General features: G+C 69.4%; 16 protein-coding genes. 6 read left to right on the forward strand and 10 right to left on the reverse strand.

Annotation, left to right across the window (positions count from 1 at the left end):
- Positions 1–34: 34 nt before the first annotated feature.
- Together D3869_RS04815 and D3869_RS04820 are read right to left on the reverse strand one after the other, a co-directional pair.
- Positions 35–496 carry a TerB family tellurite resistance protein gene (locus D3869_RS04815; protein ID WP_137139139.1) on the reverse strand — a complete coding sequence of 154 codons (462 nt, stop codon included), beginning with the start codon at positions 494–496 and terminating at the stop codon, positions 35–37.
- 67 nt (positions 497–563) lie between these two features.
- Positions 564–1478 carry a 50S ribosomal protein L11 methyltransferase gene (locus tag D3869_RS04820; RefSeq protein ID WP_137139140.1) on the reverse strand — a complete coding sequence of 305 codons (915 nt, stop codon included), beginning with the start codon at positions 1476–1478 and terminating at the stop codon, positions 564–566.
- Positions 1479–1787: 309 nt separating this feature from the next.
- Here D3869_RS04820 and D3869_RS04825 point away from each other — a divergent pair, with 309 nt between their 5' ends.
- Positions 1788–2927, forward strand: coding sequence for a PDZ domain-containing protein (locus D3869_RS04825; protein ID WP_137139141.1), 1140 nt, complete (start codon positions 1788–1790; stop codon positions 2925–2927).
- A 16-nt stretch (positions 2928–2943) separates the two neighbouring features.
- On the opposite strand, the gene D3869_RS04830 is transcribed toward D3869_RS04825, so the two are convergent.
- The gene (locus D3869_RS04830; RefSeq protein WP_137139142.1) at positions 2944–4140 is read right to left on the reverse strand and encodes a hypothetical protein; all 1197 of its coding nucleotides are present in this window, start codon (positions 4138–4140) and stop codon (positions 2944–2946) included.
- 149 nt (positions 4141–4289) lie between these two features.
- Positions 4290–6653 (reverse strand): ATP-dependent helicase, encoded by a 2364-nt coding sequence (locus D3869_RS04835; protein WP_137139143.1) that lies wholly within the window; start codon positions 6651–6653, stop codon positions 4290–4292.
- 562 nt (positions 6654–7215) lie between these two features.
- Here D3869_RS04835 and D3869_RS04840 point away from each other — a divergent pair.
- Both D3869_RS04840 and D3869_RS04845 read left to right on the forward strand, forming a co-directional pair.
- The gene (locus tag D3869_RS04840; protein ID WP_137139144.1) at positions 7216–7905 is read left to right on the forward strand and encodes a LuxR C-terminal-related transcriptional regulator; all 690 of its coding nucleotides are present in this window, start codon (positions 7216–7218) and stop codon (positions 7903–7905) included.
- 221 nt (positions 7906–8126) lie between these two features.
- Complete coding sequence (locus tag D3869_RS04845) at positions 8127–8816, forward strand: LuxR C-terminal-related transcriptional regulator (protein WP_247895724.1); 690 nt, start codon at positions 8127–8129, stop codon at positions 8814–8816.
- 41 nt (positions 8817–8857) lie between these two features.
- On the opposite strand, the gene D3869_RS04850 is transcribed toward D3869_RS04845, so the two are convergent.
- Complete coding sequence (locus D3869_RS04850) at positions 8858–9625, reverse strand: alpha/beta fold hydrolase (RefSeq protein ID WP_137139145.1); 768 nt, start codon at positions 9623–9625, stop codon at positions 8858–8860.
- 211 nt (positions 9626–9836) lie between these two features.
- The gene (locus D3869_RS04855) at positions 9837–10397 is read right to left on the reverse strand and encodes a hypothetical protein (RefSeq protein ID WP_137139146.1); all 561 of its coding nucleotides are present in this window, start codon (positions 10395–10397) and stop codon (positions 9837–9839) included.
- Between the two features lie 232 nt (positions 10398–10629).
- Here D3869_RS04855 and D3869_RS04860 point away from each other — a divergent pair, with 232 nt between their 5' ends.
- Positions 10630–11079 (forward strand): YccF domain-containing protein, encoded by a 450-nt coding sequence (locus D3869_RS04860; protein WP_137139147.1) that lies wholly within the window; start codon positions 10630–10632, stop codon positions 11077–11079.
- On the opposite strand, the gene D3869_RS04865 is transcribed toward D3869_RS04860, so the two are convergent.
- Positions 11073–12230, reverse strand: coding sequence for a DUF3095 family protein (locus D3869_RS04865; RefSeq protein WP_137139148.1), 1158 nt, complete (start codon positions 12228–12230; stop codon positions 11073–11075). The two genes, D3869_RS04860 and D3869_RS04865, sit on opposite strands and share 7 nt — an antisense overlap.
- A 178-nt stretch (positions 12231–12408) precedes the next feature.
- Between D3869_RS04865 and D3869_RS04870 the strand changes: the two genes are divergently transcribed.
- Entirely contained in the window at positions 12409–13683 is a 1275-nt protein-coding gene (locus tag D3869_RS04870; protein WP_137139149.1) for a hypothetical protein, read from the forward strand.
- Positions 13684–13740: 57 nt separating this feature from the next.
- On the opposite strand, the gene D3869_RS04875 is transcribed toward D3869_RS04870, so the two are convergent.
- Complete coding sequence (locus tag D3869_RS04875; protein ID WP_175426398.1) at positions 13741–14181, reverse strand: CBS domain-containing protein; 441 nt, start codon at positions 14179–14181, stop codon at positions 13741–13743.
- A gap of 454 nt (positions 14182–14635) precedes the next feature.
- Here D3869_RS04875 and D3869_RS04880 point away from each other — a divergent pair, with 454 nt between their 5' ends.
- The gene (locus D3869_RS04880; RefSeq protein WP_247895725.1) at positions 14636–14974 is read left to right on the forward strand and encodes a hypothetical protein; all 339 of its coding nucleotides are present in this window, start codon (positions 14636–14638) and stop codon (positions 14972–14974) included.
- Positions 14975–15062: 88 nt separating this feature from the next.
- Here D3869_RS04880 and D3869_RS04885 read toward each other — a convergent pair whose 3' ends face one another.
- Entirely contained in the window at positions 15063–16271 is a 1209-nt protein-coding gene (locus D3869_RS04885; protein ID WP_137139152.1) for an acetate/propionate family kinase, read from the reverse strand.
- Between the two features lie 14 nt (positions 16272–16285).
- Entirely contained in the window at positions 16286–17737 is a 1452-nt protein-coding gene (locus D3869_RS04890; RefSeq protein WP_432613406.1) for a bifunctional enoyl-CoA hydratase/phosphate acetyltransferase, read from the reverse strand.
- Positions 17738–17863 lie beyond the last annotated feature (126 nt).

Consider the following 17863-nt stretch of genomic DNA (forward strand, 5'->3'; position numbering starts at 1 on the left):
GGGCATGGCCGCGCGACGGCCCCGGCGGGACGCCTTACAGCCCCGAATCGTCGGGCAGGCCCAGCCGCTCCAGGACACGCTTGCGGGCGATGCCGCGGTCGACGTCGGGCACATGCAGCAGGCCGCCGATGCGGCGCAGCAGATTGGCCTCCAGGTCGTTCAGCTCGCCGTCGGCGTAGGCGACCTCCCACAGCATCTCGATGATCCACAGCCGCTTGTCCGGCGGGCAGTGGTCGTTGATCACCGTGACGTAGCGGTAGTAGGGCGAGGCGCCCTCCGTGTCGAAGACGGCGGCGGACAGCAGGTCCTGCGCCTCTTCCTCGCTCAGGTGGAAGTGGCGGCGGGTGACGTCGAGGATGCGCTCGCGCTCCGCCTGGGAAATGGTGTTGTCGGTGCGTGCGGCCTCGACCAGAAGGGCGGCGGCGGCGGCCTCCAGCCTGTGGCGGTCGTCGCCCGGGTCGTTCTCCTGGAACAGCGCCCTGATCCGGTTCAGCATCGGTCCTCCGCGGGTCGTCCATATGTCCCGAAGACATTGGCGGCGGGAGGACCGAAATCCAGGGGCATCAGCCCTTTACGGCCTTCCGCTTCGGGCGCTTCACCACAAGGGTGGTCCATTCGCCGACCGGGATGCGCGCGACCAGATGCAGGCCCTGGGTGCGGTGCGCCTGGATGACGTGGCGTTCCTGCCGATTCAGCAGGCCGGCCAGCACGGCGACGCCGCCGCGCTGGAGATGGCGCTTCAGCTGCGGCGCCATGCGGGCCAGCGGGCGGGCCAGGATGTTGGCGGTGATCAGGCGGTAGGGCTTGTGCTTGCCCACGATGGCGGTGTGGTAACCGTCGCCGCCCTGCGCGCGGATGCGGGCCTTCACCCCGTTGAGGGCGGCGTTGACGCGGGTGACGCGCACCGCCTCCGGGTCGATGTCCACGGCGGTGACAGGCACCCGCCAGCGCTTGGTCACCGCCAGCGCCAGGATGCCCGAGCCGCAGCCCATGTCGAGCGCCCCGCCGCGCCCGGTGCGCGGCAGGCTCATCCGGCGGGACAGCCGGTCCAGCGCCATCAGGCAGCCCTTGGTCGACCCGTGCTCGCCGGTGCCGAAGGCGGTGGCGGCGTCGACCAGCAGCGGGATGCTGCCCGCCGGGACGATGCCCTCATGGTGGGAGCCGTGGACGAAGAAGCGCCCGGCCTGGATCGGCGGGAAGCCCTGGTAGCTGTGCGACACCCAGTCGATGAGCGGCAGCTCCTCGACGATCAGCTTGGGCTCGGGGATGCCCATGGCCTCGGCCAGCACAGCGACGCGGGCGTTCAGCCGCGGCTCGTCCGGCTGCCCATAGACCGTCGCCTCGACCAGCCAGTCGCCATGCTCCTCCAGCTCGAAGGTGGACACCGCGTCGGCGTGATCGCCAATCGCCTCGGCAAACGCGGGGGCGTGGGCTTCGGGAATGACGAGCGCGATGCGCCAGAGCTTGGAGGAGGACATGGGGGAGGTCGCCGATGATGGGGTGGTCATTGTCTGGTGGGAGACTTAACCACACAGACGCGGAGACACAAAGATTTCCTGCAGCCGGGACGTCCTGCAACCGCGCGCACGCCCCCGTCGCGCCACCGGGCCGCCGCGTCCGGAAACGGGTCCGCCGGGCTGGGTTGACCGCAGAGTGCGACGTTTTGGCCGGCGAAAACACGTCATGGGCTTGCCGCCGCTTTTCTTACCACTTTTGAGCGGGCACACTGCACCCGGAGATAAGCGGATCGAGGGTTCCGCAAGAGCGACACGGGGGAGACGGGCGTGATGCAGCGCGTTAGCAAAGCGGCCAGGGCATGGATGGCGGCGCTGGTGGCGGTTTCCGGGGCGGCGATGGTGTCGGGCTGCGCGCTCGATCCGGCCGGGCTGGCGATCGGGGCGATGAACGCGGCGAGCATGCCATCGGAAGCGTCCCTGGTGGCCGATATGGTCCCCTCCTACCGGGGCACGGGCTGCCAAGCCCTGGCGTCGCTCCAGAAAGGCTACATCGACCAACTGCCCACGGTGGACCCGGCGTACCGCGAGGCGGTGGTGGTCAACATCAAGGCGGTGCGTCAAGTCATGGCGGAACAGCGCTGCGCGGAGGGTGGCGGCACGGTGGCGGGTGCGGGCTCCGCACCGGCGACGACCGTCACCACCGGCCCCAATGGCATCAGCGGAGCGGTGGCCGGCACGGCCGCTCCCGCCGCGGCACCGGCGAGCGAACCGCAGGGGGCGATGGGAGCGGCTGTGGGCCCGTTGACCGCCCAACTGGCGCAGGCCTTGGGGCTGGAGTCGCCGCGCGGTCTGGTGGTGACGACGCTGCTCCCGGGCAAGGCGGCCGAGCTGTCGGGCATCCGCGGCGGCGACGTGATCCTGGAGGTGCGTGGCGTCGCGGTGGATGATGTGATGCAGATGCGCCGTGTTCTGGGCGTGGTGCCCAGCGGGCAGAGCGTGCTGGTCAAGCTGTGGCGCGCCCGCGAGCCGCGCGAGCTGATCGTCGGCCCGATCATCAGCACGACCCCGGCCCTGCCGCCGGGAGCCGTGTACGCCGATGCGCCGGTCCTGCCGGCCGCGCCGGTGCGCGAGCGCTTCTGCGTGGCCCAGATGACCGGTTCGGGCCTGTTCGCGAGCAGCGTGCACTCGCCGCTGTTCACCGTGCGAAACGACGGCAGCGAGGCGGAAAGCGCCAAGCTGACGACGGCCTTTTGGGAGGCGGCGCGGAAGGCTCAACCCGGATACTGGCTGGCGCCGCACCCGCGGCCGACCTGCACCCGGGATTCGAAGGTCTGCACGTCGGCCAGCGCCGACTCCGACGTGCTGATGATGATGTGCGAGACGGACCGCAAGAAGGGCGCGGAGATCTACGAAGCGCTGCGGCGGGACAAGCCGCAGACCGAACTCCCCTGGTCGCCGCCGGCGTCGTGAGGCGAAGCCGGCGGAGTCACCGCCCCGACAGCCGATCCGCGATGTCGTGCATCCCCTGCTCGCGCAGGATCGCCTGACGGTGGCGGATGAGGCGGCGGGCCAGCGCCTTCTCGACCTCGGCGCCGCCGAGCAGGCGCCCCTGCGGATCGCGCAGGTGGGTGGCGAGGTGGTCGGCCAGCAGAGCCTCCTTCTTCGGGTCGCGGCGGTCGAGCGGCTGGGTGCCGTTCAGCGAGTGCTGGATGCGCTCCAGCAGGACGGTCCGGCAGCACGGCGCGCGCCCCTGGACGATCAGCGCGCCGACATGGGCCAGCAGCGGGCTCACCGGCTCGCTCTTCGGCTGCGGGTCGCGGCCCAGGATCAGGTCGGCCAGAGCGCACAGCCCGAGGGCGAGGTTCGGCTGCGCCCCGAGAAGCTCCTTCACCAGTTCGGCGGAGCCCAGCGCGTCGGCCATCACCCCGTCCAGCAGGGCGAGGTGCCGCGGCTCCACGTCCGGCCCGATCAGGTCGAGCAGCATCTCCAGCTTGCCCGCCAGCGAATTGCGATCGGCCAGATGAACGGTGAGCTGGCCGAGGAAGGCGAAGTCGTGTCCCTCCTCCCCCACCGCCATGACCAGGGCGCGGCTCGACCGGGACAGATCGGCGGAGTCGAAGGCCGGCAGGGCCTTGCGCTCCGCCTGGAAGTCACGGGCGCGCGCCATCACCACGTCGGCGAAGGACCGCAACTCGCGCGCCCGCGCCGGCACGGCGACGCCATGGCGGTCCGCGTGGTGGCGGGCCACCGCCTGGAGCGCCGCGCCGAGCAGCAGTCCCTGCTCGTCAAGCTTTCGCAGGTAGGTCCAGGAATGGAGAAGCTCGGTCGGGGTGATGCGGAACTTGTCGAGGAAGGGGCGCAGCAGCCGGCCGGTGACCACCCGCGACTCGAACCCGTAGAGATCGCCGGGGGCCGTGCAGTAGGGCGCGCCCTCCGCCGTGCCGCCCAGCGTCATCGGCTTGTCCTTCACCACCGGGACGGCCTTCTGGAAGATCACCGTCTCCAGCGACAGCCCGGCCAGCGAGCGGAACTTGAGGGTCTTGACCTCCTCCACCCCGCTGACCGCCAGCCAACTGCGGGCGGAGGCCAGGGCCCGGCGCTCCTCGTCGTAGGTCCCTTCGATGGTCCAGCGCCCCTCGCGGCGGATCTGGACCTCGAACGCGGTGCTGCTCTTGCCGAACACTGGGCGGGTTCCGTGGCTGTGGGGGCGGCTGTGGGTGCGCTGTCTGCACCCCACCAGTAGCCGAACGCCGCCGCCGAACCTGTGACGACCGTCACCGCGAGGGGCCGCTGCGGCAATCGGTCACCCTGCCTTCGGCAACCCGCCGGTCCTCAGCCCGCCTTCTCCGCCGGCACCACGAAGCTGTCCATCACCTTCTTGCTGCCGGCCTGGTCGAAGTCGATCTCCAGCTTGTCCTGGTCGACCGCCGTGACGGTGCCGTAGCCGAACTTCTGATGGAACACCCGCGCCCCCTTCGGGAAGGGCGCGTTCGGGCGGGCGCGCGGGGCGACCTGATAGGAGCCGCTGTCCAGCGTGATGGTGCGCTGCGACGGGGGCTGCTGCCGGCCCGCCGCCTGCTGGCCGGCGCGGAAGGCGGCGTAGCTCGGCGAATCGCGGAAGCTCCCGCCCCCGCCGAGGCCGCCCCCGAAGCCGCCCCCAAAGCCGTTGCCGGCGTTGCCGCCGGGGTAGAGGCCGCTCGCCGCCTCCGCCTCGACGTCGCCGCCGGGGATCTCCTCGACGAAGCGGGAGGGGATGGCGCTGACCCAGTTGCCGTAGAGCCGCCGGTTGGCGGCGTGGCTGATGTAGGCCCGCTTGCGCGCCCGGGTCAGCCCGACATAGGCGAGGCGGCGCTCCTCCTCCAGCCCGGCGATGCCGGTCTCGTCCAGCGCGCGCTGGTTGGGGAACACGCCCTCCTCCCAGCCGGGCAGGAAGACCATGTCGAACTCCAGCCCCTTGGCGCCGTGCAGGGTCATCACCGTGACCTGATCGACGCCGGCGGCCTCGGCGTTCTCCATGACCAGGGCGACATGCTCCAGGAAGCCCGACAGGTTCTCGAACTCCGCCATGGCGGTGATGAGTTCCTTCAGGTTCTCCAGCCGGCCCGGCGCCTCGGGCGTCTTGTCCTCCTGCCACATGCGGGTGTAGCCGGACTCGTCCAGCACCATGCGGGCCAGTTCGGTGTGCGGCATGGTCGCCGACAGGGTGCGCCAGCGGAAGAAATCCTGAAGCAGGTTGCGCATCACGCCGCGCACTTTGGGCTTCAGCTCGTCCGTCTCGGTCAGCGCCCAGCCGGCCTCGGTCAGCGGCATCCCGCGCGAGCGCGCCGCCTGATAGAGGCATTGCAGGGCCGCCGGGCCGACGCCGCGCTTGGGCACGTTGACGATGCGCTCGAAGGCGAGATCGTCGTCGGGCGAGTTGACGACGCGCAGATAGGCCAGCGCGTCGCGGATCTCCTGGCGCTCGTAGAAGCGCGGGCCGCCGATCACCCGGTAGGGCAGGCCCAGCGTGATGAAGCGCTCTTCGAACTCGCGGGTCTGGAAGCCGGCGCGGACCAGGACGGCGATCTGGGCGAGCGAGACACCCTGGCGCTGCAGCGCCTCGATCTCGTCGCCGACCCAGCGGGCCTCCTCCTCGCCGTCCCAGACGCCGCGCACGCGCACCGGCTCGCCGCCGTCCGCCTGGGTCCACAGCGTCTTGCCGAGCCGCCCCTTGTTGTTGGCGATCAGGCCGGAGGCCGCGGACAGGATGTGCCCGGTGGAGCGGTAGTTCTGCTCCAGCTTGACCACCTTGGCGCCCGGGAAGTCGGCTTCGAAGCGCAGGATGTTGCCGATCTCGGCGCCGCGCCAGGCGTAGATCGACTGGTCCTCGTCGCCGACGCAGCAGATGTTCTTGTGGGCCTGCGAGAGGATGCGCAGCCACAGATACTGGGCGACGTTGGTGTCCTGATACTCGTCCACCAGGATGTATTTGAACTTGCGGTGGTATTCCGCCAGCACGTCGGGGTGCTTCTGGAAGAGCGTGATGTTGTGCAGCAGCAGGTCGCCGAAGTCGCAGGCGTTCAGCGTGCGCAGCCGCTCCTGGTAGGCGCGGTAGAGCGCCACCACGCGCCCGCCGGCCACATCGCCGCCGTCGCCCTCGTTCAGCCGGTCCGGCGTCAGGCCGCGGTCCTTCCAGCGCTCGATCACGCCGAGCACCTGCCGCGCCGGCCACTTCTTGGAATCGACGTTCGCCGCCTCCAGAAGCTGCTTGATCAGGCGGATCTGGTCGTCGGTGTCGAGGATGGTGAAGTTGGACTTCAGCCCCACCAGCTCGGCGTGGCGGCGCAGGATGCGCGCGGCCAGCGCGTGGAAGGTGCCCAGCCACCAGCCCTCCGGCTCGATCCCCACCAGATGGGCGACGCGCTCCCGCATCTCGCGGGCGGCCTTGTTGGTGAAGGTGACCGCCAGGATCTGGAAGGCGGCGGCGCGGCGCGTCATCAGAAGATGGGCCAGCCGCGTCGTCAGCACCCGCGTCTTGCCGGTGCCGGCGCCGGCCAGAACCAGCACCGGGCCGTCCAGAGCCTCCACCGCCTCGCGCTGCACGGGGTTCAGCCCGTCCAGATAGGCGAAACGCTGCGCCGGCGCGGGGGCCGGAGCGCCCGCGTGGCTGAGGGGATCATGGCCCAGCGGATCGTCGTAGGCGTAGGGATCGGACATGCGGCACCGGATTTCCTGGGTGGGCTCCCCCGCGGTCGGGAGACGCCCTTCATCGAAAGAGGACACCGTATATAGCACGCCCCCCGGCGCATCGAACCCCTTCCCTTGACGGAACGGCCGGGGCGCTCCGCCAATCGGCATGGGACTAGGCCCATGGGCCAGGATAGACACACCCCGCACTATGTCCGAGACCATAGCGCTTGTCTTATCACAATCGCCCGAAGTCACATCGGCCATAGGATCCCAAGAATCACCCGCAGTCACAGACAAATCACAGGCAGAACCGAATTTTTGACCGATTGATTATTCCGCGTGGGACATTCGTGAACGGTTCGTTGGACGGTTTGTCTTATTTCGGCTTAGGGCATATGCCCATTGCGAGACATAATTTTTCCTTTGGGGAAATTTTCTGTTCCGCAAATCCGGGGTAAGGTCCAATCAGATCGTGGCACCCCGGAACCAAACGGACAGCCGCGGAGAGCGGCCCTCCCCCCGGACCGGATGTCCACGGAGGCGCCAGACGAACGACCGAATTGAAACAAACAGAGGGCGGGTAGGAACAATGGACCCCGTGAACGTTTTCCTGATCGACGCGAACAAGCTCTTCCGCGAAGGCATGAAGCGTCTGTTCGAGAACACGCCCTTCAAGGTGATGGGCGAGGCCGGCACCCTGCGTGAGGGCGTCCCCGCGGTCGAGGCGGCGGGCACCCAGCCTGACCTGATCCTCATCGACCTCGTGAATGGCGGCGAGGACGAGGCCGACCAGCTCCGGGCCCTGCGCGACGGCCATCCCGGCATCCGCGTCGTCATCCTGACCACCGACCTGTGCACCCGCCGCCTGTCGGGCGCGCTCGGCGCCGGCGCCCACGGCTATCTGATGAAGGACATCGCCTGCGAAGCGCTGATGCAGTCGCTGAAGCTGGTGATGATGGGCGAGAAGGTGTTCCCGACCCACCTCGCCGAGCTGCTGATCAACGGCCGCAGCGACGAGCTGGCGACCGAGGTCCCGGCCCGCCGCAAGGGCCTGTCCCAGCGCGAGATCCAGATCCTGCGCTGCCTGCTGAACGGCAACTCCAACAAGATGATCGCCAACCACCTCCACATCACGGAGGCCACGGTGAAGGTCCATCTGAAGAGCCTGCTGCGCAAGATCAACGCCTCCAACCGCACCCAGGCGGCGATCTGGGCGCTGAACAACGGCATCGGCGATCAGCCGGCGGAAGCCGCCGGGGTCAGCGCCAGCGTGGTCTGACGACGCCTCCTTGCGGTTCTGCTTCCCCGGCACCGACAACGCCGGCCGCGCCATCCCGCGGCCGGCGTTGTCGCGTCCGGAGCACCCGTTTTGGATGCGGAGACACGCCATAGGTGGTGCGCCATAGGACAAAAGGCCCTCTTCCGCCTCGAAATGATGATGGCTATTTCGGCAATACGTTCCGAATTTGTTTGGATCGCAGCCCCGACACGATGAGCATCATGGAATCCAGCGCGGAAAAGCCGACCCTGAACGTTCTGCTTGCCGACGATCACCTGCTGTTCCGGGACGGGCTGCGGCGTCTGCTCGCCCAGTCGGACGACAGCATGGTGTTTCACGAGGCCGGGACGTTCGACGACGTCCGCCGCCTGTGCGACGGCACCATCGCCTTCGACCTGATCCTTCTGGATCTCGGCATGCCGGGATGGAACGGCTTCTCCCTGCTCGGCGAGATCCACCAGCGGCTCCCCAAGGCGCTTCTGGTCGTGGTGTCGGGATCGGAGAAGCGGTCGGACCTGCTGGCCGCGCTGGAGAACGGCGCCGCCGGCTTCATCCCGAAGTCGAGCAGCGCGAAGGTGCTGATGGGCGCCCTGCAGCTCGTGCTGGCCGGCGGCGTGTATCTGCCGGAACAGGCGATCCGCGGCGAGCGGATGGCCGACAGCGCCCCGCACGCCGGCAACGGCGCGGGCGATTGCGATCCGCTCGGCTCCCTGGCCGACGGGGCGGGCGACCAGCTGACGCCGCGTCAGCGCGACGTGCTGAACCGCCTGCGCGACGGCAAGTCCAACAAGCAGATCGCGCACGAGCTGGGCCTGACCGAAGGCACGGTGAAGGTGCATGTCACCGCGATCCTGCGCCAGCTCGGCGTGCGCAACCGCACCCAGGCGGCGATCACCGCGAACGGTCTCTGACCGGGCGCCCTCCTCCGTCCGTCCTCACCGGGCCTCCCTTATCAGGCCCCTCCCCGCTCCACCGAGGCGACCAGCGCCGCCAGAGCGCCGCGGATCGCCGATTCGTGCTTGGCGGGCAAAACCTGCTGGCCGGGAACGGTCACGACCGTCAGGTTGCGGCAACCGGTCAGCCGTTGCTCCAGAAAGGACGCGCCCGCGAGGCCGTCCGGCTCATCTTTCCCCTGCACCAGCGTGACCGGCACACGGACCGAGTCGAGCGAGGGCGCCATGGCCTGAAGCTCCGCCGCGCTGTCGCGGATGACCGGCGGCAGGATGCGGGCGGCGATGCGGCGGAACACGCCGGGCCGGGCCGCCTCCTCCGACATCGGGTCGATCAGCAGAAGGCCGCCGACCAGTTCCGGAAAGTCCAGCACGGCCCGCAGCGCCACCGGCACGCCGCTGCCGCAGCCGATCAGCAGCGGCTTGCGCGAGCGGCGGAGCGCCAGAAGCGGACGCAACGCCGCCGCCGGCACGCTCGGGTCGCCGCGCAGGCGGGCGGCGCCGTTGATCGGCGCGGGATCGGGACGCGGCACGGCCACCCATTCCTGCCCCGCCGGAACGGCGCGCAGCAGGCGGGTCCAGGCCCTGGATTCGCTGGACGCCGCGTGAACCAGGATGATCCGCCGTCCGGCGGGATCGCCGGCGACGACGCAGCCCGGCCCCACCTCCCGCGATGCGCCGCAGCGTGCGGTGGGCGCCTCGCCGGGCGACGACGGCACGATGCCGAACGCGGCTCCGGCGGGCCGCCCGGCGCTGCTGTGTATGGTCAAGGCTCCGCTCCCCGATTCCCGAACACGTCGCGGAGATCGTCTCCGCCGATTGACAGGGAGCCTAATGGAGGGTTTGCAGCCTTGTCCCGTACCATAAAAAGGCCCGAAATGGCGCGAACGGTGGCCGCAAATCCCGAAAATCGCAGGTTTTTACCCCAATTGTTGTGCAGTTCCGCCATTGCCGGCGGACCCTGCACAAGAACGGGAGCCGTCAGTGGATGGTGTTGCCGTCGGGAAGCGCCTCGACCGGACGGTCGTCGCGCGGCTCGGACGGGCGGTGCAGCTCGCGCATCAAATCCCGCCAGTCCGGCGACCCGCCGAGCTGCTGGATCAACTGCGTGGAGAAGGCGAAGACGGCCATCTCCAGCGGCCCGTTGTCCTCGGCATGGGCGTTGACGGTCAGGCAGGATTCCGCGGCGCTGACGAAGATGGCCGACGCGATGGCCACCCCCGGTCCCGGCGCGGGCAGCGGCACCGGCGCCGGGGCGGACCCGGTGGTGCGCAGGGCCGACAGGTTCTCCACCAGCAGGCGCGTGCGGATGGCGGTGTCGATCGCCGCCCCCATGGTGTAGCCGGCCTCCGACTCCGCGGCGGAGCGCAGCAGGCGCAACCCCGCGATCACCCCGTGGGCGACGTCGGCGGTGCCGGCGCGCTTGGCCGCCGCGGCGATGGCGGTGCCAAGGATGGCGGTGACCACCGGTGCCATGCTCTCGGCGTCGTCGCCCATGACGGCGGCGTCGGTGGATTCTTCGTGGTTCTGGACCTCGTTCATGCGGCCTCCGATCCGGTGATACCCTGGATGGCGTGCGGCGCGGACCCCGGTTCCCTACGGAACCGCTTTTTGCTCAAAGGTCCCTCTTTCGATCTGTGGCCTTTCCGGAGGGCATTCAAGCCGCCGGAAGCCGGGAGGGAGTGAATCTTTCGATGCGCCACTTTCGCCGATCCCTCCTCTGGGCGAAGCCACCCGCCATCCCCACATGTGCGGGCAAAAGGAGAAACACCCGATGCCCTTCCTCAGCCTTCTTCTCAACATCCTGTGGGTGGTGACCGGCGGCATCTGGATGGCCGCGGGATGGCTCCTCGCGGCCGTTCTGATGGTCGTCACCATCGTCGGCATTCCGTGGGCGCGGTCGGCCTTCACGATCGCCTGGTACACCCTGTTGCCCTTTGGACAAACCGCCGTCCGCCGCGATGAGTTCCGTGGCCGCGAGGACATGGGCACCGGCCTGCTCGGCACGCTGGGCAACATCCTGTGGTTCGTGCTGGCCGGCTGGTGGCTGGCGCTCGGCCATCTGGTGGCCGCGGTCGGCCTTGCCATCACCATCATCGGCCTGCCCTTCGCCTGGGCGCATCTGAAGCTCGCCCTGCTGGCCCTGTGGCCGGTCGGCACCGAGATCGTGACGGTGGACGAGGCGGAATCCCGCCGCCGCCTGCTGAGCCGCGGGAGCTACTGAGCGGACGGCTTCCGCTCGGCCATCCCCTTCAGCATGACCGAAGCCCGCCAGAAGCCGAGGTCCGCCCCATCCACGAAATGGACATGCCGGTCGGCGGCGAGGTCGCCGACCAGGCAGGTCACCGTGGAGGCCGCCGCCCGCGCCGTGCCGTAGCGGATGCGCCCGGCCGCCGCGTGGTCGGCCAGCATGGCCTCGATGGCCTCCGCCTCCGCCTCCGTCACGTCGAGGACGAGGCGCGGCCCGCCCGCCGCCTTGCGGAAATCCGACCGTTCGGCCATGCCGCGGCGGTAGCGGTTCGGGTCGAAGCCGGCGACCCGCCACCCGCCGCCCAGTATCGCGGCGAGCAGGGCGGATTTCCCGAGAAGCGACAGGACGCAGGCCAGCCGCCGCCCGCGCGGGCGCGTCCGCGCTTCCAGCCACAGCGACCGCCAGGAGGGCGGCCAGCGCACCGCCAGCCGTTCCCCCATGCCGAGCGGCGCCGCCGTGGCGGTCGGCACGATCCGCTCGATGTCGGCCTGGACCCGGGCCAGCACCGGCATTCCCGGCCCGCCGCCGGGCAGCGGGTCGACGATCACGCACAGGATCACGCCGCGTCCGCTGTTCACCGGGTTCCAGCGGCAGGACACGCCCTCCAGCCCGGTCAGCGGGCCGGGCCGCGGCTCGAGCCGCCAGCGCGGATCGGCCTTCACCCAGGCGTCCGCCGCGGCAACCCCGCGCCCGAGGAACAGGCCGAAGGCGTCGCCGTTGCCGAAGTCCTGAAGGGCGACCAGCACCTCCAGCCCCTCGTCGAGAAGCGCCCGCACCGGCACGAGGCCGACGCGCAGAGGCACGTCCATCTCCGTCGTCGCCCAATGGCCCAGCGCCGCCAGCGCCTGCTCCGCCGCCGCCCGGCGGCCCGGCGGAACCGCGGCGATGGCGCCGTCCCCGCCGAACTGGCAGGCCGGCGCCTGCTCCGGCTCCCGCACCGCTTCGGACAGGACGGCGACCACCGCGGCGGCCACGAAATTCACGTCGCGGTGCCGCCCTTCCCCGGCCAGACGGGTGCTCGCCACCACGTCGGCGACGGCCAGTGACCAGTCGCCGTCCAGCGCCGCGTAATGGGCGGGGTCGGCGGCTTCGATGGTGAAATCGTGGATGGACGGCAGAAACATCGCCTTCCTCGCGCCAGGAGGTTCCGGGAACGCACCGCCCCAGTCTACGCCCCGGCCCGCCCCCTGTGAATCACCCCCGTGAAACCTTTCCCGAACCCATCCGCAATGGACCCATCCCGGATTGTCGGCCCACCCCGTCCGGCCCATCGTTCCGCCGTCCAATCCGGGGAGGAACGCTATGGGATTCGCGAGCGACTGGAAATCCGCCAAGACGGCTTTTGAAACCGCCACCGGCAAGAAGAAGCCGAGCGCCAAGTTCATGGGCGTCTTCCACAAGTCCGGGCTGGAGGACGTGACCAAGGCGCTCGACAGCGCGCTTGGCAAGAGCGACGCCAAGGCGCTGGAGAAGGCGCTGCTCGACTATGTGAAGAGCGCCACCGCCTACCAGACGACGCTGGAGAAGTCGGCCAAGGCCGAGGGCGTCGCGACCATCGCGGCGGAGTTGAAGAAGCTCGGGCAGGCGCTGGACGACATCGGGCGCCGCGCCGGCGTGGCGGTCAACGAGCGCATCGCCGAGATGCGCGAGGACGCCGAGGCGGAGAAGGCCAAGGAGGCCGAGGAGCAGGGCAAGGCCGCCCGCGCCATCGCCGACAAGGTCGCGGTGCAGATCGACGGGTTGCTGAAGGCCACCAACGCCGACATCAAGCTGCTCGACCAGGCCGCCGCCAACGCCGACCTCGCGCTGCGCAACGTTCTGGAGGCGCAGGGGGCGGGCAACGCCAAGGAGGCGAAGGCCCAGGCCGCCGCGGTCCAGACCGCCGCCAAAACGGTGGACGCCCAGGCCAAGAAGGTTGCCGCCACCGCCGCCCAGGCCGCCAAGCTGTTCTCGCAGGGCAAGGCCGCCGTCGCCAAGATGAAGCTCGACCCCAAGCAGCATGGCGGGCGCGACCCGGCCCAGGGGGCGTTCGACCGGGCCGACGCCATCGTCATGAAGCTGGACCAGTTGAAGGACGACGCCGCCGAGGCCGCCGCCGAGGCCGCCGGCATCGTCAAGGAGGCCGCCCAGGCGCTGAAGGGCGCCCTGGACCTGCGCACCACCTATCTGGCGAGCTGCCGCAAGCTGGCCAAGCGGGCGCAGGACGCCGACGCCTTCTACGACAACATCGCCCGCGACGTCGGCGGGCAGGCCGACCGCGCGCAGCAGGAACAGATGGTCGCCGACGAGGCGGAAGACGACAAGCGCGCGGCGTCGATCAAGACGGCGACCTTCTACATCACCCAGGTGCGCCAGCAGGCCGCCCAGGCGAAGAAGGAGATCCTCGCCGCCGCCAACGAGATCACCAGCACCCGCAAGTCCTTCCCGGCCATGGTCTCCGACAAGGACCCCGACTTCGGCCCGCTGCTCGCCGGGGCGAAGGTGTCCCTGGACGGGCTGAAGGAATCGCACGCCGCCCTGACCAAGGCCGAGACCAAGATCGACAAGGTCGAGACCGCCCTGAAGAAACTCGGGTAAAGGGACCGCCGAAAGCCTCCCGCGCCGCCCGGAGGGCGCGGGAGGCGCCGGGCACCGTCACATCATGACTTCGGTCAGGCTGTCCATCATCTCCCGCTCGTGCTCGATCAGCATCAGCTCCTCGCCCAGGAAGTCGCGCATGGACAGGACGCCGATGACGCGGCCGTCGCGGACGACGGGCAGGTGGCGCAGCCCATGGTCGACCATCCGGCGCAACGCCTCGCCGACCGTGATGTCGTGGGCCGCGGTGACCGGGCACGGGGTCATCACCTCCGACAACCGGGTCTGATCCGGGTCCAGCCCGTCGGCCACCACGCGGTCGGTCAGGTCACGCTCGGTGAAGATGCCTTCGATCTGCTCGTCGATGGAGGCGATGACCACGACGGACGCCACATGGGCGGCTTTCATCTGCCTTGCAGCATCCCGAACCGACGCCCCCGCCGGAAGACTGACCACGCGGCGGCGGTTCAAAAGATCCCCGATGTTGCGATGCATCATGGCTTTCCTCCTCCAAATGCGGATGTTTCGGAAGACCACGGCGGCTGTTTTCTTTGGTCGGACCGCCGCGCCGTTCTTCGCCGTCGGCCGGCGCCTCCTTTCGCTGTTCATTTGCGGATGCGAAGAAGATGCCGCACCTGCGAAATGCCGAAACGGGCGAAGTCTGTCCACAGACCTTTTTATCAAGTGTTGAAAAAGGTAATCACTTTCCCGTCACTTGACGAGAAAAGCCACCGCAAAGCAACGTCATGGTTGCCATGACGGCGCAACATGCGACAAAACCACTCACCATTGGCCGATGGCGGTGGTTGTGGCATGGAAAATCAGACCTTTTTCGCTGGCGGATCAAGCTTAACCATTATTAAAGGAAATAGGTCCGAAACTCCGGACAATCGCAGTTCTGTCACGATGTCGTCTGGAAAGGGCCTGGGCCGCCATGTCGTGGTTGTCGAAATTGAGCGGACGAGGCAAATCCACCGCGGCTTCCGCGTCCAACGCCAAGGAACGCCCCACCGATCCCCCGATCATCCGGATCGACAGCCACGAATATGTGCCGGAGGAATTCGTCCTCGGGTCTTTCCGCATCCGCCCCTATGACGGGGATTTGATCGCCAAGCAGCAGTTCGACTTCCGCATCCTCTTCCGGCTTGGCGAGGAACATTCGGATTTCGCCTGCCGCGGCGTCGTCGTGAAGATGGACGAGCAGGCCGGTCTGGTCGCCCGCTTCCACCAACCGCCGCCGCTCCACACGCGGAAGTTGATCGAGTATCTGAAGCTCTGGAAAGGTCTGTAAACGCAGACCGCCCTCCCCCGCAAAAGGAAGGCCCGCCGTCACGACGGCGGGCCTTCTTCATTGGGGACTTCAGCAGAAAGGCCGCGGGTCAGACGCTCTCCAGCGCCTTGCGGCTGTGCAGGGCGATCATTTGCTCCTCGTCGGTCGGGATGACGTAGACGGGGATGCGGCTGGTCGGGGCGGAAATCAGCGGGCCGTTGGCCTCGTTGGCCGCCGGGTCGAGGACGACGCCCAGCCAGGCCAGCTTGTCACCCACCCGCGCCCGCACCGGGGCGGAGCGCTCGCCGATGCCGGCGGTGAAGACCAGGGCGTCGATGCCGCCCATGGACGCGGCCAGCGCGCCCGTCTCCTTGGCGATGCGGAAGCAGAACAGCTCCACCGCCTCCTCGGCGTGCGGGTCCTCGCTGTCCAGCAGGGCGCGCATGTCGTTGGACAGGCCCGACACGCCGAGCAGGCCCGACTTGTTGTAGAGCAGCTTCTCGATGGCGTCGGCGCCCATCCCCTTCTGGCGCATCAGGTAGATCAGCACGCCGGGATCGATGTTGCCGCAGCGGGTGCCCATCGGCAGCCCGTCCAGCGCGGTGAAGCCCATGGTGCTGTCCACGCTGCGCCCGGCGTGGATGGCGCACATGCTGGCGCCGCTGCCGAGATGGGCGACGACGACGCGGCCGTCGGCCAGTTCGGGTGCCAGTTCCGGCAGGCGCCGGGCGATGTACTCGTAGGACAGGCCGTGGAAGCCGTAGCGGCGCACGCCCTCGTCGGTCAGTTCCCGCGGGATGGCGAACATCTGCGCCTGCCAGGGCTGGCCGCGGTGGAAGGCGGTGTCGAAGCAGGCGACCTGCGGCAGTTCCGGATGGGCCTCGGCCAGCGCGCGGATGGCGGCGAGGTTGTGCGGCTGGTGCAGCGGGGCCAGCGGGATGAAGCTTTCCAGCTCCTCCATCACCGCCGGGGTCAGCAGCACCGGGGCGGCGTGGCGGGTGCCGCCATGCACGACGCGGTGGCCGGCGGCCAGCAGCTTCGCCCCGTCCAGCCGCCCTTCGATCCAGTCCAGCAGGAAGGCCAGCAGGGCGGTGCGGTCGGACGGCTCACCCGCCGCCCAGACCCGCTCGGCCAGCGGAGTCTTGGCGGCGTCCTTGGCCTCGAACTTCGGCTCGGTGCCGATGCCGGAGATCTGGCCGTTGATCGTCACCCGCAGCCCCCCCTCCCCGCTTTCCCGGAAGACCGAGAATTTCAGGCTGGAGGAGCCGGCGTTGATGACCAGGATGGCGTTGCCGCCACCCGCGTTCTGGCTGGTCATGACGGGCGCTCCTCTCACTCGGCCGCAGCGGCGGCGCCGCGGCGGCGGGCGGCGGCGGCCAGGACGGCCACGGCGCAGGAGGCGAGGCGGGTGCGGACGTTGTCGGCGCGGCTGGTCAGGATGATCGGCACGCGGGCGCCGAGCACGATGCCGGCGGCGTCGGAGTTGGCCAGGAAGGAGAGCTGCTTGGCCAGCATGTTGCCGGCCTCCAGGTCGGGGACGAGCAGGATGTCGGCCTGGCCGGCGACCTCGGAGACGATGCCCTTGGTGCGGGCGGCCTCCAGGCTGATGGCGTTGTCGAAGGCCAGCGGGCCGTCGAGGATGCCGCCCTTGATCTGGCCGCGGTCGGCCATCTTGCACAGCGCCGCGGCTTCCAGCGTCGAGGCGATCTTCGGGTTCACCGTCTCGACCGCCGACAGGATGGCGACGCGCGGCGTCTCGACGCCCAGAACCTTGGCGAGGTCGATGGCGTTCTGGACGATGTCGACCTTGTCTTCCAGCGTCGGGTAGATGTTGATCGCCGCGTCGGTGATGAGCAGCGTGCGCGGGTAGGTCGGCACGTTCATCACGAAGACGTGGCTGAGCCGCCGGCCGGTGCGCAGGCCGGTCTCCTTGCGGACGACCTCGGCCATCAGCTCGTCGGTGTGCAGGCTGCCCTTCATCACCGCCTCGCACTCGCCGGAGCGGGCCAGCCGGACGCCGGTCTCGGCCGAGGCGTGGGAATGCGCCACGTCCACGATGCGATAGCGGCTGATGTCCAGCCCGTGGGCCTCGGCGACCGACTTGATCTTGGAGGCCGGGCCGACCAGCACCGGGTCGATCAGGTTGGCCTCGGCGGCCTCGACGGCGCCCTTCAGCGAGCTTTCGTCGCAGGGATGGACGACGGCGGTCGGCACCGGCGGCAGCGCTTCCGTCTTGCCCAGCAGCTCGTCATGGCCGTCGTGGCGGATGACCTGGACCTGCGGCAGCTCGTGCGCGGCGCGGCGGACCTTGCGGGTCGGCGCGATCACCTCGGCGAGGCCGGAGACGACCTCCTTGCCGTCCTGGTTGCGGGCGACGCAATCGAAGACGACGATGTTCTTCTCGCCGTGCTTCTCCTTGGCGGTGACCGTCACGGTGATGACGTCGCCCAGGCCCACCGGGCGCTTGAAGCGCAGATCCTGGCCCATGTAGATCGTCCCCGGCCCCGGCAGCAGCGTGCCGAGAACGGCGGAGATCAGCGAGCCCGACCACATGCCGTGGCCGATCACCTTGTGGAACTGGCTGTCCGCCGCATACTCCTCGTCGAGATGCGCCGGGTTGATGTCGCCGGACACCGTGGCGAACAGCTCGATGTCGGACATGGTCAGACGCCGCGACAGGCTCGCCTGCTGGCCGATCTGGATTTCCTCGAAGGTGACGTTCTCGATCATGGCTGAGCCGTTCTTGCCGAAGTCGGGGGTGGCGGGCGCGGTAACACGGTCCATTGGAGAAGCTCCTCAATCGGATAGCGGCTCGGAATCGCATGATCCCCGGGCCGAATCCTCCCGGCCTGCGGATCGCCCTGTCGTCCGCGGCCTTTTTGTTGGACCCCTGGATCGGCCGGCCCGGAA

The sequence above is a fragment of the Azospirillum brasilense genome, from assembly GCF_005222205.1.
GTDB lineage: Bacteria > Pseudomonadota > Alphaproteobacteria > Azospirillales > Azospirillaceae > Azospirillum > Azospirillum brasilense_G.

Excerpts from the sequence above, each read along its gene's own strand:
- D3869_RS04815 (WP_137139139.1), bottom strand. The coding sequence starts at position 496 with ATGCTGAACCGGATCAGGGCGCTGTTCCAGGAGAACGACCCGGGCGAC.
- D3869_RS04820 (WP_137139140.1), bottom strand. The coding sequence starts at position 1,478 with ATGTCCTCCTCCAAGCTCTGGCGCATCGCGCTCGTCATTCCCGAAGCC.
- D3869_RS04825 (WP_137139141.1), top strand. The coding sequence starts at position 1,788 with ATGCAGCGCGTTAGCAAAGCGGCCAGGGCATGGATGGCGGCGCTGGTG.
- D3869_RS04835 (WP_137139143.1), bottom strand. The coding sequence starts at position 6,653 with ATGTCCGATCCCTACGCCTACGACGATCCGCTGGGCCATGATCCCCTC.
- D3869_RS04840 (WP_137139144.1), top strand. The coding sequence starts at position 7,216 with ATGGACCCCGTGAACGTTTTCCTGATCGACGCGAACAAGCTCTTCCGC.
- D3869_RS04845 (WP_247895724.1), top strand. The coding sequence starts at position 8,127 with ATGGAATCCAGCGCGGAAAAGCCGACCCTGAACGTTCTGCTTGCCGAC.
- D3869_RS04855 (WP_137139146.1), bottom strand. The coding sequence starts at position 10,397 with ATGAACGAGGTCCAGAACCACGAAGAATCCACCGACGCCGCCGTCATG.
- D3869_RS04860 (WP_137139147.1), top strand. The coding sequence starts at position 10,630 with ATGCCCTTCCTCAGCCTTCTTCTCAACATCCTGTGGGTGGTGACCGGC.
- D3869_RS04865 (WP_137139148.1), bottom strand. The coding sequence starts at position 12,230 with ATGTTTCTGCCGTCCATCCACGATTTCACCATCGAAGCCGCCGACCCC.
- D3869_RS04870 (WP_137139149.1), top strand. The coding sequence starts at position 12,409 with ATGGGATTCGCGAGCGACTGGAAATCCGCCAAGACGGCTTTTGAAACC.
- D3869_RS04875 (WP_175426398.1), bottom strand. The coding sequence starts at position 14,181 with ATGATGCATCGCAACATCGGGGATCTTTTGAACCGCCGCCGCGTGGTC.
- D3869_RS04885 (WP_137139152.1), bottom strand. The coding sequence starts at position 16,271 with ATGACCAGCCAGAACGCGGGTGGCGGCAACGCCATCCTGGTCATCAAC.
- D3869_RS04890 (WP_432613406.1), bottom strand. The coding sequence starts at position 17,737 with ATGGACCGTGTTACCGCGCCCGCCACCCCCGACTTCGGCAAGAACGGC.